This window comes from Paenibacillus sp. JT31N7, assembly GCF_059692095.1.
Map to the genome: position 1 here is coordinate 608,522 of NZ_JCAUAT010000003.1, position 18,673 is coordinate 627,194.

Annotated in this window: 4 protein-coding genes; 2 read left to right on the top strand and 2 right to left on the bottom strand. The window is 59.6% G+C overall.

The window, feature by feature from the left end:
- Positions 1-8: 8 nt before the first annotated feature.
- Positions 9-1,349, bottom strand: coding sequence for an MFS transporter (locus tag AC58P5_RS17410; RefSeq protein ID WP_497388631.1), 1,341 nt, complete (start codon positions 1,347-1,349; stop codon positions 9-11).
- Positions 1,350-1,602: 253 nt separating this feature from the next.
- Positions 1,603-2,421 (bottom strand): EcsC family protein, encoded by an 819-nt coding sequence (locus AC58P5_RS17415; RefSeq protein ID WP_497388633.1) that lies wholly within the window; start codon positions 2,419-2,421, stop codon positions 1,603-1,605.
- 174 nt (positions 2,422-2,595) lie between these two features.
- On the opposite strand from AC58P5_RS17415, the gene AC58P5_RS17420 reads away from it, so the two are divergent.
- Positions 2,596-3,879: an MFS transporter gene (locus tag AC58P5_RS17420; RefSeq protein WP_497388635.1), complete on the top strand. Its 1,284-nt coding sequence runs from the start codon at positions 2,596-2,598 to the stop codon at positions 3,877-3,879.
- A 215-nt stretch (positions 3,880-4,094) separates the two neighbouring features.
- Positions 4,095-18,659 carry an Ig-like domain-containing protein gene (locus tag AC58P5_RS17425; RefSeq protein WP_497388637.1) on the top strand — a complete coding sequence of 4,855 codons (14,565 nt, stop codon included), beginning with the start codon at positions 4,095-4,097 and terminating at the stop codon, positions 18,657-18,659.
- The last annotated feature ends 14 nt before the right edge of the window (positions 18,660-18,673 follow it).

Below are 18,673 nucleotides of genomic sequence, written 5' to 3' on the forward strand. Positions count from 1 at the left end.
TTTCGTTTCTAGGCGGGAGAAGGCTCCGGTTTGGGCGGGGGCTCTTCATCCGTGGACGGGTGGATGGCGAATAAAGCGAGAAGAGCTGCCAGTAGGCTGGCCGCACCGAGTACATAGAACAGAATAGTCGGATATTTGGACAGCAGAACGGATACGACGGGAGGACCGACCGCGACTCCGATGAACCGCATGGAACTGTAGAAGGAAGAGATCGTGCCCCTCTGGGCTTTGTCGATTCCCGCGGTAATGAAGGCGTCCAGGCAGGGAAGAGCGAGCCCGATTCCGATTCCAAGCAGAGAAAGCATCGTAAGCAGGCCGTACAGCGAGTTGAAGAAAAGGCAGCCCAGGGTCGCGCCCAAAGCAAGCAGGCTGCCGATAAAGGTCAGCCATTTCATCCGCTTTTTATGCTGTCCGATGATTTTGCCGGTAATAAAAGACGTCAGGCAGAGCAGCGTCAGGGGGATCGCCAGAACGCATCCTTTGAGGATGCCGTGCAGCTTGTATTTCTCTTCGAGCAGCTCCGACAAATAAAAAAGAGCCCCGAAAAGCAAAAACATACAGATGCAGCCGATGGCGAAAATGGCGTACAGCCATCTCCCGTTCCTGGAAAAGATCCATTTCAGATCTTTCAGAAAAACGGGGAGCGAGATCGGTGCTCCGTCGGTCTCTTCCGATTCTTTGGACGGGCCCTTCGTCGGCTTCCCGGTTTTCTCCGCAGGCTTTCCTTCCGCCTTCGCTTGCTTTTGGTCCGGGACGGCTTCTTTGCCGTCTATTTTCTCCGGTTTTTTGACGAGAAAAAGAACCATAAGGACGGAAATCAGGCAGAAAACGGGGATAGCCATAAATGGCAGAAACCAGATCAGGGCGGCAAGCGCGGACCCGAGAATGGGGCTCAGCACCTTGCCCCCGGTGTTGGCCGTTTCTATAACGCCAAGGCCGCTGCTGACATCGCTTTCCTTCGTAAACATGTCTCCGACGAGAGGCATGGCGACGGGAGCCGCGCCTGCGGCCCCTATACCCTGCAGCAAACGGCCGAGCAGGATCGTCATATAAGGATTAGGCATAAACCAGGCTGCAAATCCGCAAACGGCACCGCCTATGCCGGCGATAATCAGACTGGGGATGATCACGATTTTACGGCCGTATCGGTCCGATAGGAACCCGGCGACCGGAATAAGTAGAATCGCTGCAATCGAATAGACCGTAATAAGCAGGCTGACCTGAAACGAGGTCACGTGAAGCTTTTCACGAATCAAAGGCAGGATAGGAATTAGCATAGAGTTTCCAAGAGTCATGATCAGCGGGATGGACGCCACAGAAATGAGATCCCATTTTTTTTTCGCCTCCATAAGGCGGATTCACTCTCCTCGGTAAGAATTCCTCAGGATCTCCGGTGATCCGGTCGCCAAAAGCTAGGAATACTTTGTGCAGATGAGAGGAATTTTATCCTGCGGTCCGGAGGCGTTTCTCACTGGCTCGCTTAACGTATCCGGGCGAAAGAAGCCCCAGCCCGTGTAAAGCAGACGCAGGAGCTGCCGGTTCAATTGCACGGGGGGGCTGGGGAATGCCGCTTTCATGCGAGATATCTATGGAGATACTCCTTTAAGCGGCTTCATTCAACCTTTCGAGAATGCGGCGCTTCCGGTACAGCATTTTCCCGGCTTCGGCGACATCCCGTATCGTCCCCCGGTTAAAATACGCCCCGAACAGCATGCCTGCGACCGGGATCATCTGAAACAGCTTTTTCCAGCCGAAATTATCCCGGTACGTCGTGACGACTTCCCGCCAGCCTTGAAGCTGGGATACGGACTGCCGGCCCTCCGTATCGTAATCGGACAATTTCTCCAGGATAGCTTTTTTCCCCACGATATCGGAGGACGAAAACTGCAGGCAGTTGATAATAAAGATTCGCTCCTTCTTGTCATTGGGGTCGTAGCCGTAGCAGACGGCAATTTCCTGGAGCACTTTCAGGGAAAGACCCAGCAGGGCGGGAATGTCGATCGCCAGAGTAAAAATGCCGCCGAAACCCGTGGTGGCTCCTTGCACGGTCGCGAGCGCGGATCTGGATTCGGCCAAGGAACCCACGGCCCGGTCCATGACGACGAGCGGAAGATCCGCCGCTTCCCGGATGGATGGGACGACTTGGCGGGCTTCTTTTTCCTCTGCCGTATGTTTGGAAAGATGTTCGAGCATGCCTTTCTCCGAAACGAGGTATTTTCCGCCGGTTTGAATATAGCTTCCGATTTCATCGATAAGCTGTCCGATGCGGTCTTGTAGAAAGCGCGGGGTAACCTTGTCCAGCAGGGCGAAGGGGAGGCGGCTGAGCTTTTCCCAGAAAAATATATCCTTCTGCTCTTTTTCCCATTTGTGGATTTCGTTCAGCTGCATGAGAAGTTCGTCTTTTGTTTCCGTCGGGTGCATGGCCGGACCTCCTGGTGTGATTCAGTTTTTTAGTAATACGCATAAAAGAAGAAAACCGGTTCAGAAAAGGGGAAAACTGTCTCCGTTCATTTACCTTTTTTAGTGGGGAACGATTTGGTAAACTGGGGAAACGAAAACAAGCACCCAGTACCGACGGAAGATGAGGAAACGGACATGAGATTCAGAGATTTTCATCCCAATGTAAAAATCCGGATAACGCTGCACTTTGTGACGGGCATTCTAAGCGGCATGGTTCTGCCGTTCATGGCGGTTTACTTCGCCAAAACGCTCGGAACGACGACCGCCGGATTAGCGGTCATGGGCAACATTATCGCAGGAGTCGCCGCGACGTTTATCGGTGGATATTACGCGGACCGCATCGGACGCAAGAAGCTGATGCTGATCAGCGAGCTTGTCTGTACGGCGGCTTACGCGGTGATGGCGGCCGCGAATTCGCCCTGGTACGAGTCGCCGTACCTGACCCTGGCGATGAGCCTTGTCATCGGAGCCGCCTGGGGACTGGGCAAGCCCGCCGCGGACGCTATGCTGATCGACGTGACCGAGACCGGCGCCCGTAAATTTATGTACCGCATTACATACTGGCTGAATAACTTGTCCATCTCGATCGCGGGCATTATCGGGGCGTTCCTGTTCAGCTCGCACTTGTTCGAACTGTTAATCGGGGTATCGGCGGTCACGTTCATCTCTTACCTCGTTACCCTGATCTGGTTGTCTGAAACGCTGCAGCCGGCTGTTCAGCCGGTAGAGCGGGAAGGTGTCCCGAAAACAGGCGGACCTTTTCATATTCTCAAAAGCTATGGAGAGGTGTTCCGCGACCGGACGTTTATGGTTTATGTTCTGGCCAGTCTGCTTCTGGTTTCGGTGGAGTTTAATTTGACGGAGTACATCGGTATCCGCCTGGAAAGGGATATTCACGGAGCCGTTCTGCTGCCGGGCATGACGAGTTTGAACGGTCTTGAGCTTCTGGGTATTCTGAGAACCGAGAATACTCTCGCCATCGTCGTTCTTTCGCTTTTTACCGGTTATCTGCTCAAAAAATACGGCGGTACGCGCACGATGTTCGTCGGTCTCTTCCTGAACATTGCGGGCTACAGCTACCTGGCCATGGGCAATCAACCTTGGGCTCTCCTTGCCCTGATGCTCATCGCCACCGTCGGCGAACTGGTTTACGTTCCGATCAAGCAGGCGTTCCTCGTGAACATCGTTCCCGACCATGCGCGAAGTTCTTATATGGCGATCAACGGGATGTTGTACAGCGGCGCCCATTTCATCTGCGCTATCAATGTCGTGATCGGAGGGTTCCTGCCTGCTTGGGGGATGGCCCTGGTGCTTTTTGCGACAGGCATGACGGGGATGCTGCTTCTGGGCTCTATCCTTCCCAAGCTCGCGCCCGTCTCCGATGCGGCCGGTAATAGCAAAGTCGCTTCCGCTCTTTGAGAAGGGAAGATGGAACGAGTTCGGCTGGAGAATGAGGGGTGATATCCCTTTTTTAAATAAATCCGGGAATATAACGGCTGTATGTAAAATGAAGAAAGCGTCTTGCGGATTGTCCGCATGGCGCTTTTTTATTTTTTTCCAGTGGTCGAGCTTTGTCGAAGCAAATCGGCGGAGGGTGCAGCATAAACTACCTATAGCGGAAAGGAGGGATACGGATGCCTTTTATAAACCGATACTCGACCACCACCAACGGTGCCATCACGTTTACGGGCAATACGCTCGGTCTCAGCAAACAGAATAATACAAACGCGCCGGGAACGGCTCATTCCATCGGCACGTTCACCACGGCCAATACAAGTCTCCGGGACGGAACCTATCCGCTCGGGACCACGTCCGATTATCGGCTGAATTCTTCTTCGGCCATCCTCGTCCTGCCTTCTCAGAGTACCGTTTTGTATGCGGAGCTGATTTGGGGAGGGAGCTACAACTTAGGCGGAGAGAACGTAAGCAGCGCCCTGGGGAATACGGTGTCGCTCGCGAACAGTGCCGGCGTTTTTACGGTTACACCCGATACGGCTACCGCCAGCGTGAATACAACTCGTTACTTTTATGTGAGGACCGCCAATGTAACGAGTCTTGTCCAGGCGGGCGGAGGCGGGACCTATACGGTCGGTAAAGTTCCGGGTACGCAGGGAGACAGCGAGAACAGCACTAATCATGCGGGCTGGACGCTCGCCGTCATTTATCAGAATGCGACGCTCCCATCGCGGAACATGACCATTTTCGTCGGCAATGAGATGGTGGATACCCCGTCAAGCACGAACTCGGCCGTCGTTAGCGGGTTTTCTACCCCGACGAGCGGTCCGCTCAGCGGGAGGCTGCTCGTAAGCGCCCAGGAAGGGGACTCTCCGCTTACGGGCGACCAGATGCAATTTGGACCCACGGCAGCCGATCTTGCACCGATTTACGGGCCGAACAATCCCGTCAGCAACTTTTTTTGCTCGCAGATTAATAACGACAGCGGCTTGCTCGACGCGACCGGGACGTTCGGAGACCGGAATCATCCTACGGGGAACGTTATATCCGGCGGCCGTCAGGGATGGGACATCACGAATGTGGACGTATCGTCCAAACTGGTTAATTCGCAGACGTCCGCCAATATCCGGGGAACGACGTCCGGCGACGTGTATCTGATCAATGCGCTGGCCCTTCAAGTGAACATCAATGCGCCGGTCATTAGTGTAACGAAGGAATCCGGCAAGACAACCGCATACATTAACGATGTGATCACGTACAAAGTTACGATTGCAAATTCCGGCAACGCCACGGCCAATACGCTTACGCTTACGGACCAGCAGCCGGCGGGTACGACGTTTATTGCGGGCAGCGTGACCGTCAACGGCACGGCTCAAGCTTCGGCAAATCCTTACACGGGAATCTCCCTGGGAAATTTGGCGAACAGCCAGTCCATCGTGGTCCAATTTCAAAGCCGGGTCACTTCGCGTCCTACCGATCCTGCGCAGTTCGCCGACCAGGCGACGGTCACTTACCAGTTCCAGAGTGTGACCGGAGGGACGGTTTTCAACGGTACGGCCGCCTCTTCCGTTGTGACCGTAGCGGCCGGTAATTACCCGCCGACCGCTTCCAACGTAACGGGAACAATCGCCGAGGATACGGCCTTTACGGGACAAATTCCGGCATCGGATCCCGAATCCGCGGTTTTGTCTTATACAGTCGGAAGCCCGCCCGCGCACGGGACGGTCACGCTTAACGCCAGCGGCTCTTTTACGTATGTGCCGAGTTTGAACTTCAACGGAACGGATTCATTCTCCGTTACGGTCAGCGACGGCGCGGGAGGGTCGGCAAACTCGCTCGTCACCATACGGGTTACACCGGTGAACGACCCGCCGGTCGCCCAGAATCTATCGCTTACTACGCTGGAGGATACGTCGCTGAGCGGAAAAGTAACGGCAACCGATGTGGACGGCGACACGCTGACGTTCAGCCTGGCCGTCCCTCCCGCGCACGGGACGGTTGTATTCGGTCCGACAGGAGTGTTCACGTACACGCCCAATCTCAATTACAACGGTACCGACAGTTTCACTTATTCGGTCAGCGATGGCAATGGAGGAACGGCTTCGGCTTCCGTAGCCATTACGGTTACGCCGGTGAATGATCCTCCGGTCGCCTCCAATGTGAATTTGACGACGGCCGAGGATACGCCTGTCACCGGTGCCATTCCCGCGACGGACGTCGACGGCGACAGTCTGACGTATACGCTGGCAGCTCCCGTTACGCACGGAAGCGTCACGCTTAACGCGGACGGAACGTTCGTCTATACGCCGGGGCTTAACTTTAACGGAACGGACTCTTTTGCCGTCCGGGTAAGCGACGGCAAAGGCGGTTCGGCCGTTTCCAACGTCACGATTACGGTGACGCCCGTCAACGACCCGCCGGTCGCCGCCGGAGGAAGTGTCGTCACGCCGGAAGACACTCCGGTCAGCGGGAAAATTACCGCGAGCGATGTGGACGGCGACGCGCTGACCTATGCGCTGGGCACCGCGCCGCTCAACGGCACGGTCGTGCTGGCCTCCGACGGGAGCTATACGTACACCCCGCTTGCGAACTTCAACGGCTCAGACAGCTTCACGGTTACCGTCAGCGACGGAAAAGGCGGTACGGCGAGCGCTTCCGTACAAGTCGGCGTCACGCCCGTAAACGATGCGCCCGTAACGTCCGACCTCGCTTTGACGACGGCGGAGGATACACCGGTTACGGGCACTGTGACGGCAGCGGATATGGACGGCGACGCGCTGACGTATGTGCTGGGGACGCTGCCGACTCACGGCACGGCCGTGCTGGGCACAGGCGGAAGCCTGATCTATACGCCGAACCTTAATTTTAACGGGACGGACAGCTTCAATGTGGTCGTTAGCGACGGCAAAGGCGGTTCGGCGATTTCTCATATCGTTGTCACGGTAACGCCTGTCAACGATCCGCCCGTGGCGCAGGACGAGAACGTCGTTACTCCGGAGGATACGCCGGTATCGGGCCGGGTCCTCGCGGCGGATGTGGACGGGGACGCGCTCGCCTTTGCCCTGGCTGTCCCGCCTGTCAACGGAACGGCGGTCGTAGCGCCCGACGGGAGCTATGCGTACACGCCGGCGCCCGATTACAACGGGACCGATGTGTTCACCGTTACCGTCAGCGACGGAAAAGGCGGAACCGATTCCGCTGCGGTGACGGTAACGGTGACTCCGGTCAACGACCCGCCCGTCACTTCGGATGTCGCGCTGACCACCGCGGAGGATACGCCGGTAAGCGGTCTGGTCGCCGCAACGGATGCGGACGGTGATTCCTTAACCTACACGTTGAAGGCACCTGCATCGAACGGCACCGTCTCCTTGAATCCCGACGGGACGTTTACTTATGTTCCGGCACCGAATTTCAACGGAAACGACTCGTTTGTCGTCGAGGTGAGCGACGGCAGCGGAGGGAAGGCCGTTTCGAATGTGAACCTGACGGTAACTCCGGTCAACGATCCGCCCGTGCCGGAATCGCTGACGCTGACTACGCCCGAGGATACGGCGGTAAGCGGTCAGGTCACGGCTGCCGATGTCGATGGGGATCCTCTGACTTTCGCTTTGGGAACGGCACCGGTCAACGGGACTGTAACCGTAGCGGCAGACGGATCTTACACCTACACGCCTGCGCTTAACTATAACGGGACAGACAGCTTTACGGTAACCGTAAGCGATGGCAGCGGAGGGAACGCGGAGGCTGTTGTCACAATTATTGTGACTCCGGTCAACGATCCTCCGGTAACATCGGATGCGGCGGTGACGACCCCGGAAGATACTCCGCTGAACGGTGCCGTGAGCGGAACGGATGCGGACGGGGATGCCCTGAGCTACGTGCTCGGAACGTTACCTACGCACGGAACAGTATCGCTTGCCTCCGACGGGAGCTATACGTACACGCCGAACCCCGACTTTAACGGGACGGACAGTTTCACCGTTGTCGTCAGCGACGGCCGCGGGGGTACGGCGATTTCCAATGTGACGGTTACGGTCACGCCCGTGAACGATCCGCCGACTGTCTCGGACACGGCGGACGTCACCTTGGAGGATACACCGGTAACCGGGCAGGTAACCGCGTCCGACGTGGACGGCGATGCGCTCTCCTTCACGCTTGGCACGCCGCCGGCCTATGGAACTGCGGCCGTATCGGCCGACGGCACCTACACGTATACACCCGCACCGGATTTTAACGGGACGGACAGCTTTACGGTTACCGTGAGCGACGGCAGCGGCGGTACGGCGACCGCGACGGTAACCGTCGTGGTGGAGCCGGTCAACGATCCGCCCGTCACCTCCGATGTGACGCTGACGACGCCGGAAGATACGCCGGTGAGCGGAGCGGTCGTCGCGACGGATGCGGACGGCGATGTCCTCGCTTTCACCGTGGAAGCCGCCGCGGGACACGGCACCGTTACGCTGAATCCGGACGGGACGTTTGTTTATGCCCCCGGACCGGACTTTAACGGGACCGATTCTTTTGTAATCGGCGTGAGCGACGGAAACGGCGGGCGTGCTTTATCGAGCGTAACCGTTACGGTTACGCCTGTGAACGACCCTCCCGCTGTAGCGGACTTTGCGCATGTGACTCCGGAAGACATACCTGTAACGGGTCAGGTTACGGCGACGGACCCGGACGGCGATGCGCTGACGTTTGCCATCGGCACCCAGCCTGCAAACGGAACGGCAGTCATTACTGCAGCCGGCACGTTTACGTATACGCCGAATCCGAATTTTAACGGGACCGACAGTTTTACCGTGACCGTTAGCGACGGGAACGGAGGAACGGATACCGCTACCGTAACGATCACCGTCACGCCTGTGAACGATGCGCCAGTGACGGCGGATCTGAATCTGACCACCCCGGAAGATACCCCGCTTGCCGGAGCGGTAACGGCTTCGGATGCGGATGGAGATGCACTCCAATTTGTTCTGGGCACGGGTCCGGTAAACGGCAGCGCAACGGTTGCGGCCGACGGAACGTTCACGTATATTCCCGCCTCGGATTTTAACGGAACGGACAGCTTCACCGTGGTCGTAAATGACGGGAACGGAGGAACCGCAATCTCGAATGTGACGGTTACGGTTACGCCTGTGAACGATCCTCCGGTCGCAGTAAATGCAGCGGTCTTCACACTTGAAGATACCCCTGTCCAGGGGCACATAGGAGCGACAGATGCGGACGGCGACGTACTGACGTTCGCTCTGGGGACGCCTCCCTTAAACGGGACGGCGGTTGTGGGAGGCGACGGAGCCTACACCTACACGCCGGCGCTTAATTTTAACGGAACCGATACCTTTACAGTTACCGTCAGCGACGGCAGCGGAGGAACGGCCGAGGCCCGGGTGACGGTACAGGTGGCTCCGGTGAACGATGCGCCCGTTACGACGGACGTCACTATGACGACACAGGAGGATACCCCCGCCGGCGGAACCGTAACGGCAACGGACGTGGACGGAGACACGTTGACGTATACATTGGCTGCTCCTCCTTCGAACGGAAACGCGGTTGTCAATGCGGACGGCACGTTCGTGTATTCGCCGTTTCCCGATTTTAACGGGACCGATACGTTTGCCGTACAGGTAAGCGACGGGAACGGAGGAACCGCCATCTCCGGCGTGACGGTGACGGTCACCCCGGTGAATGATCCGCCCGCAGCGGATAACATCGTACTGGTAACGCCGGAAGACACACCGGTGAGCGGTCAAGTGTCGGCCACGGATGCGGATGGAGACACTTTAACGTTCACGCTGGGTACGCTGCCCGCTAACGGGACGGCGACGGTTACTCCGGCAGGTGCCTTCACGTACACCCCCGCAGCGGATTTTAACGGCACGGATACGTTTACTGTCAGCGTCAACGACGGTAACGGGGGAACGGCGGATGCTTCCGTTACCGTTACCGTTACGGTGACGCCGGTCAACGATGCCCCGGTAACGGCGGATCAGGCGCTGACGACGCCGGAGGATACGCCGCTTGCCGGCGCGGTAACCGCCACCGATGCGGACGGGGATTCTCTTACTTTTCTGCTGGGGACCGTTCCGACGAACGGCACCGCTGCCGTTTTACAAGACGGAACGTTTACGTATACGCCCGTACCGGATTTTAACGGATTGGACAGTTTCACGGTTGTGGTCAACGACGGTAACGGAGGGTCGGCGATTTCCAATGTGACCGTTACAGTGACGCCTGTAAACGATCCGCCCGTAGCGAATGATGTATCGGATCGCACGGCGGAGGATACGCCGACCAACGGCCAGATTACCGCTGTCGATCCGGACGGAGACCCGTTGACATACAGTCTTGCCGCGCCTCCGGTCAGCGGCACGGCCGTCGTCAATCCGGACGGTTCCTACACGTATACACCCGGTGCCAATTTCAATGGAACGGACAGTTTTACGGTCCTCGTCAACGACGGCAACGGCGGGACGGATACTGCCGTGGTGACAATAGAGGTGACACCGGTGAACGATCCGCCTTTTGCTCCGCCTCAGAATTTGAGCACCCCGGAGGACACGGTGCTTTTCGGGATCATCGGAGCGGTTGACCCGGATGGCGACCCGCTTACGTACACAGTGGTCGTCTCGCCGGAAAACGGCGTGTTCACGTTAAATCCGGACGGAACGTTCTCTTATACGCCCGGTTTGAATTATAACGGCACAGATACGGTTGTCGTAAGGATCGACGACGGTAACGGAGGTTCCGGGATGTCCGTTCTGACCCTGACGGTTGTGCCTGTCAACGACCCGCCGGCTGCCGAAGATACGTCCGTCTCGGTTCCTCAGGACTCCGCCGTGACCGGTCAGATCGTGGGCACGGATGTGGATGGGGATACACTCACGTTCAGCACATCAACACCTCCGGAGAACGGTTCGGTCGTCATAGGAGCGGGCGGTGCCTTCACCTATACGCCGAATCCCGGATTCAGCGGTACGGACGCGTTCGTCATCCAAGTGAGCGACGGGAACGGCGGTACGGATACGGCGCAGGTTACCTTAACGGTTATCCCTACGCTCAATCCCAATTTAGGCAACGACACTGCCTTTACAACGCCCGAGGATACGCCGCTCACCGGGGCGGTCACGGGAAATCCGCCCCCGGGAAACACGCTGACTTTCGCGCTGGAAGGAGCTCCGGCCAACGGCAGTGCGGCAGTTAACCCCGACGGGACGTTCACGTATACGCCGAATCCGAATTTTAACGGGACGGATTCCTTCACGGTCCAGGTGACTTCGAGTCCGGGAGGCCAGATCGATTTCTCGCTCGTCACCGTGACGGTGACTCCTGTCAATGACGCTCCCGTTGCTGCGGATCTGCAGGTGACGACTCCCGAAGACATTGCGTTTAGCGGTAAAATAGCCGCGCAGGATGCGGACGGTGACCCGCTGGCCTATTCGTTAAGTACAGCTCCTTTGAACGGGACGGCAGCAGTGGGGGCCGACGGAACGTTTGTTTATACGCCGAACGCCGATTTTAACGGCACCGACAGTTTTACGGTCCTTGTCGATGACGGAAACGGGGGAACGGATACGTCCGTGGTAACGGTGACCGTTACGCCGGTTAACGATGTGCCGGTTCTGTCCAACGCGTCCGTTACGATTCCGGAAGACACGTCCGTGACCGGAACCATAACGGCGGTCGACGGAGACAACGACACGCTGACGTTTGCGCTTTTCACGTCTCCCGTGTACGGAACCGCTGTAGTGAATCCGGACGGGACGTTCACGTATACGCCGATTCCGGATTTCAACGGAACGGATTCGTTTACGGTCCTGGTCGATGACGGTAACGGGGGGACGGCGGTCGCGAATGTAACCGTGACGGTGACGCCGGTCAACGATCCGCCGGTGGCCGCCGATGTGGCCGATGTGACGCCGGAAGACACCCCGGTGAGCGGCCAGGTCCCGGCGGCCGATGTGGACGGCGACGCGCTGACGTTTGCGCTGGGAACGCCGCCGGTGAACGGCACGGCGGTCGTGACGGCGGCAGGCGGGTACACGTACACGCCGAATCCGGACTATAACGGAACCGACAGTTTTACGGTGACGGTGAGCGACGGCAGCGGCGGCACGGACACGGCTACCGTCACGATTACGGTGACGCCGGTCAACGACGCGCCGGTGACGGCGGACCTGACGCTGAGTACGCCGGAGGATTCGCCGCTTGCCGGCGCGGTAACCGCCACGGACGCGGACGGCGATGCGCTGACGTACGTGCTCGGCACGCTGCCGTCCCACGGGACGGCGGCGGTGGCGGTCGACGGGACGTTCACGTATACGCCGGCGCCGGATTTTAACGGGCTCGACAGCTTCACGGTCGTCGTGAGCGACGGCGCCGGAGGATTCGCTATCTCGCACGTCACCGTGACGGTGACGCCGGTGAACGATGCGCCGGTTGCGGCCGGGCAGGTCGATTACACGGCGGAGGATACGCCGGTAACGGGACAGGTCACGGCGACCGACGTGGACGGCGACACGCTGACGTTTGCGCTGGGGACGCCTCCGGTGAGCGGAACGGCCGTGGCGGCGGCGGACGGCACGTATACGTACACGCCGAACCCGGACTTCAACGGCACCGACAGCTTCACCGTGACGGTGAGCGACGGCAGCGGAGGGACCGCGACCGCGACGGTCACGGTAAATGTGGCGCCGGTCAATGATCCGCCGGTAACGGCCGACCTGGCGCTGACGACGGCGGAAGACACGCCCGTGGCGGGGCAGATTACGGCCGCGGACGCGGACGGCGACGCGCTGACGTACGCGCTGGCGGCGGCCGGGCACGGCAGCGTCGTGCTGAACGCGGACGGGACGTTCACGTATACGCCGGCGCCCGATTTCAACGGGACGGACAGCTTCAGCGTGACCGTGCGCGACGGCAGCGGAGGGACGGCAGTGGCTCACGTCACGGTGACGGTCACGCCGGTCAACGACGCGCCGGCAGCCGCCGATGTGGCTGACGTGACGCCGGAAGACACGCCGGTGACGGGGCAGATCACGGCCACGGACGTGGACGGCGACGCGCTGACGTACGCGCTGGGGACTCCGCCGGTGAACGGAACGGCCGTGGTGTCGGCAGGCGGGACGTACACGTACACGCCGGCGCCGGACTTTAACGGCACCGACAGCTTCACCGTGACGGTGAGCGACGGAAACGGCGGCACGGCGACAGCAGTCGTAACGGTGACGGTGACGCCGGTGAACGACCCGCCGGTGACGGCGGATCTGGCGCTGACGACGCCGGAGGATACGCCGCTTGCGGGTGCGGTAACCGCCACGGACGCGGACGGCGATGCGCTGACGTATCTGCTCGGCACGGGTCCGGGAAGAGGAACGGCGGCGGTTGCGGCGGACGGGACGTTTACGTATATACCCGCATCCGGCTTTAACGGTACGGACAGTTTCACGGTTGTCGTCAGCGACGGAAACGGCGGGCATGCCATTTCGAACGTGAATGTCGTCGTAACGCCGGTCAACGATCTGCCGGTCGTGCTCGACGAGCAATGCTTCACGACGGAGGATACGCCCGTAACGTGCCAGATCATAGCTTCGGATGTGGACGGCGATGCGCTGACCTACGCGTTGGGCACGCCTCCGGTGAGCGGAACGGCAGTCGTGACGGCGGACGGCACCTACACGTATACGCCGAATCCCGACTTTAACGGAGTCGACAGCTTCACCGTGACGGTGAGTGACGGCAACGGAGGAACGTCGACTGCGACGGTCACAGTGAACGTGGCACCGGTGAACGACGCGCCGGTAACGGCCGATTTGGCGCTGACAACGCCCGAGGATACTGCGGCGGCCGGACAGATTGCGGCGACCGATGCGGATGACGACACGCTGACGTTTATGCTGCGGACACAGCCGACGCACGGCATCGTGCTCCTGAATCCGGACGGGACGTTCAAGTATACGCCGATTGCGGATTTCAACGGAACGGATTCGTTTACGGTCCTGGTCGATGACGGCAACGGGGGGACGGCGGTCGCGAATGTAACCGTGACGGTGACGCCGGTGAACGATCCGCCGGTGGTCGCCGATGTGGCCGATGTGACGCCGGAAGATACCCCGGTGAGCGGCCAGGTCCCGGCGGCCGATGTGGACGGCGACGCGCTGACGTTTGCGCTGGGAACGCCGCCGGTGAACGGCACGGCGGTCGTGACGGCGGCAGGCGGGTACACGTACACGCCGAATCCGGACTATAACGGCACCGACAGCTTTACGGTGACGGTGAGCGACGGCAGCGGCGGCACGGACACGGCTACCGTCACGATTACGGTGACGCCGGTCAACGACGCGCCGGTGACGGCGGACCTGACGCTGAGTACGCCGGAGGATACGCCGCTTGCCGGCGCGGTAACCGCCACGGACGCGGACGGGGATGCGCTGACGTACGTGCTCGGCACGCTGCCGTCCCACGGAACAGCGGCGGTTGCGGCGGACGGGACGTTCACGTATACGCCGGCGCCGGATTTTAACGGCCTCGACAGCTTCTCGGTCGTCGTGAGCGACGGTGCCGGAGGGTTCGCCATCTCGCACGTTACCGTGACGGTGACGCCGGTTAACGATGCGCCGGTTGCGGCCGGGCAGGTCGATTACACGGCGGAGGATACGCCGGTAACGGGGCAGGTTGCGGCGACCGACGTGGACGGAGACACGCTGACGTTTGCGCTGGGGACGCCCCCGGCAAACGGTACGGCCGTGGTGGCGGGGGACGGCACGTACACGTACACCCCGGCGCCGGACTTCAGCGGCACCGACAGCTTCACCGTGACGGTGAGCGACGGCAGCGGCGGGACCGCCACCGCGACGGTCACGGTGAATGTAGCACCGGTGAACGATCCGCCGGTAACGGCCGACGTGGCGCTGACGACGGCGGAGGATACGCCCGTGGCGGGACAGATTACGGCCACGGACGCGGACGGCGACGCGCTGACGTACGCGCTGGCGGCGGCGGCCGGGCATGGCAGCGTCGCGCTGAACGCGGACGGGACGTTCACGTACACGCCGGCGCCCGATTTCAACGGGACGGACAGCTTCAGCGTGACCGTCCGCGACGGCAGCGGAGGGACGGCGGTGGCTCACGTCACGGTGACGGTCACGCCGGTCAACGATGCGCCGGCAGTTGCCGATGTGGCCGACGTAACGCCGGAAGATACGCCGGTGACGGGGCAGATCACGGCCACGGACGTGGACGGCGACGCACTGACGTACGCGCTGGGGACTCCACCGGTCAGCGGGACGGCCGTGGTGTCGGCAGGCGGGACGTACACGTACACGCCGGCGCCGGACTTTAACGGCACCGACAGCTTCACCGTGACGGTGAGCGACGGCAGCGGAGGGACGGCCACGGCGACCGTGACGGTGACGGTGACGCCGGTGAACGACCCGCCGGTGACGGCGGATCTGGCGCTGACGACGCCGGAGGATACGCCGCTTGCCGGTGCGGTAATCGCCACGGACGCGGACGGCGATGCGCTGACGTATCTGCTCGGCACATTTCCGACCCATGGTACGGCGGCGGTTGCGGCGGACGGAAGTTTTGTGTATACGCCGGGGGCGGATTTCAACGGGTCAGACTCTTTTACCGTAGTGATTGACGACGGCCGGGGAGGTTCTGCGATTTCCAATGTTACGGTAACGGTGACGCCGGTCAACGACGCGCCGATTGCAGCCGCTCAGACGGATTATACGGCGGAGGATACGCTGGTATCCGGGCAGATTACGGCCTTTGATGCCGACGGCGATGCGCTGAGTTTCACACTTGGCACGCTTCCGGTGAACGGATCGGTCGTGATCGGTGCGGACGGAGGCTATACCTATACGCCGAATCCCGATTACAACGGTACGGACAGCTTTACGGTCGTCATCGGCGACGGACAGGGCGGAACGACCGAAGCGCAGGTATTTATTGTCGTCACGCCGCAAAACGATCCCCCGACAGCGGAAGATCTTTTTGCAGCCACGTACGAAGATACGCCACTTACCGGCACGGTTGCCGCGTCGGATGCCGACGGAGACCTCCTGACCTTTGCGCTGGCGCTACAAGCTTCGAACGGATTCGCTTCGGTGACGGCGGACGGCGCATTCAGCTACACGCCGAATGCGAATTTCAACGGAATCGACAGTTTTACCGTAACCGTCAGTGACGGGGCGGGAGGAACGGACAGTGCTGTCGTGACCATTACGGTCGTACCGGTTAACGATGCGCCTATTCTGGGGACGGTGAATGAAGCAACCGCCGAAGATACCGTTCTGAACGGCCAAATTACGGCAGTCGATCCGGAAGGCGATTCCGTTACTTATGCCCTTGCCGCACAGGCCGCCAACGGGATCGCCGTCGTTAATGCCGACGGATCGTACACGTATACGCCGAACCTGAATTTTAACGGCACGGACTTTTTCGTGGTCCATGCCTCGGACGGTCAGGGCGGAGTCACATCGGCCGTTGTAAACATAACGGTCACGCCTGTTAACGATCCGCCTTTTGCAGCTCCGCTGGCCCTTTCTACACAGGAGGATACGCCTGTATCCGGACGAATTTCGGCGTATGATCCGGAAGGCGATCCGATTGTGTATACCGTCAATACGGCACCCGGCAACGGTGCGGTCATTTTAAATGCGGACGGGAGCTTTATCTATACTCCCGCACAGGATTTTAACGGGACGGACGGTTTTACAATCCGCGTGAGCGATGACCATGGAGCCGACTTCGTCTCGGACGTGACGGTTACGGTCCTGCCCGTCAACGATCCGCCTCGGGTCCTCCATGTATCGGAATCCACGTTCGTGAATCAGGCTGTTAGCGGTACGATCGATGCGGTCGATATCGACAGTGATGTCCTGACCTACATGCTGGACACACTTCCCGCAAACGGTACGGCGACGGTAGGACCCGGAAATACGTACACGTATGTGCCGAATCCAACCTTTGCGGGAACCGATTCTTTCCAAGTCAGTGTCACCGACGAGTCGGGCGCTTCAGCGACGGCGGCAATTACCGTCGAAGTGTCGCCGGTTTTCGCGGGATCATCCAACGAAACCACTTTAATGACGCTGCAAAATATACCTCTTACGAGCATGGTCCCGCTCATACCGGAAGTTTCGGCGGCCTATCAGTTGAGTACGCCGCCTTCAAACGGTTCGGTAACGATAAATGCCGACGGAAGCTTTACGTACGTCCCTAATCAAAACTTCACGGGCAGCGATTCGTTTGTCCTCACGGAGTCAAGCATCTTACAGACGGTTTTGGTTAAAGTTGTCGTCCTGCCGGTGAACCAAGCTCCGCTCGTCGGGAATGTCCAAAGCTCAACGACAAGAAATGTGCCGGTTTCAGGAACGATTACGGCGACCGATCCGGAAGGGCAATCGCTCTTTTATAACTTGAATACCCTGCCTCTTAACGGGACGGCATCGGTCCGTACGGACGGGACGTTCACTTATACGCCCAGCCGCAACTTCACAGGGACGGATTCCTTTACGGTCAGCGTAACGGACGCGGGTGGAGCTGTCAGTATAGCGCTGGTTACCGTGAATACCGCTTTCACAAATTTGCCTCCCGCTGCCGAGAATGCTTCTTATTCGACACCGGAAGATACGGCGGTTTACGGGAAGCTGTCCGCTGCCGATCCGGATTCGGATCTCATCGCTTTTACTGTGAAAAGGCCGCCTGATCACGGTACTGCCGAGCTTGAGCCGGACGGAAGCTTCCGCTATACGCCTTATTCGGGTTTCGCGGGCAGCGATGTTTTTGAAGTGGAAGTGACGGATTCTTACGGGGCATTCAGCGTTCTGGAAGTGACCGTAACGATACTGCCCGTCTCCGAGCAGCCGGTAGCCGGCAATATCGAACTCGCTACCCGCGAAGGGGAGCCGGTAACCGGACGGATTTCCGCCGCGGATCCGGAAGGAGGCCAGCTTCTCTTTGAACTGCAGGGTTCGCCTTCTTACGGAACGGTCGTGGTCTATCCGGACGGAACCTTCACGTATACGCCGTTTGAGGGATTCACGGGAACGGATGTGTTTACGGTGGCGGTCACGAGCCTGCGTACTGGCGAAAAAACGCTGGCGGCGGTCCGGATTACCGTCATTCCGTCGAAAGCTTTCCCGCCGTCCAACCGCCCTCCCGCGGTATCGGACCAGGAGTTCGCCACGTATGCGTACACTCCGCTCGACGGGCAGATACAGGCGTCCGATCCGGATAACGATCCGCTGCGGTTCGAGCTTCTGCTGCCGCCGGAATCGGGAAAAGTCAGCGTCGGGGCGGAAGGCAGATTTATTTACTTGCCGGATCCGGGCTTCACGGGAAGCGACCGGTTTACGGTCCTTATTCGTGACAGCAGGGGCGGCGTTTCTGTAGCGCTGATTGTGATAACGGTCGAAAGGAAGGAGGACGGAGGCGGTAACGGAGAGCCCGTCCCCGATACACTGACGGCACGGAGCGAGACGCGTATGACTCTAGTGAACACGCCGATTCAGGGCAGAGTGCGGGCACTGAGCAGGCTGGGACTGCGGCTGACCTATTCGTTAAAACAATCCGCCGGATACGGAATATCCACGGTAAGCGCGGGCGGGACATGGACCTACGCTCCCGGCTGGAACTTTACGGGAATGGATTTCTTCACGATTGAGATCACCAACACCCGAGGGGACCGTACCGAAGCCGTTATTACGGTTATTGTGGAACCGCTGGTCGAGGAATAGAGGAGGAGGCGGGC

Coding starts and splice junctions, on each gene's coding strand:
- AC58P5_RS17425 (WP_497388637.1), top strand. CDS start 4,095: ATGCCTTTTATAAACCGATACTCGACCACCACCAACGGTGCCATCACG.
- AC58P5_RS17415 (WP_497388633.1), bottom strand. CDS start 2,421: ATGCACCCGACGGAAACAAAAGACGAACTTCTCATGCAGCTGAACGAA.
- AC58P5_RS17410 (WP_497388631.1), bottom strand. CDS start 1,349: ATGGAGGCGAAAAAAAAATGGGATCTCATTTCTGTGGCGTCCATCCCG.
- AC58P5_RS17420 (WP_497388635.1), top strand. CDS start 2,596: ATGAGATTCAGAGATTTTCATCCCAATGTAAAAATCCGGATAACGCTG.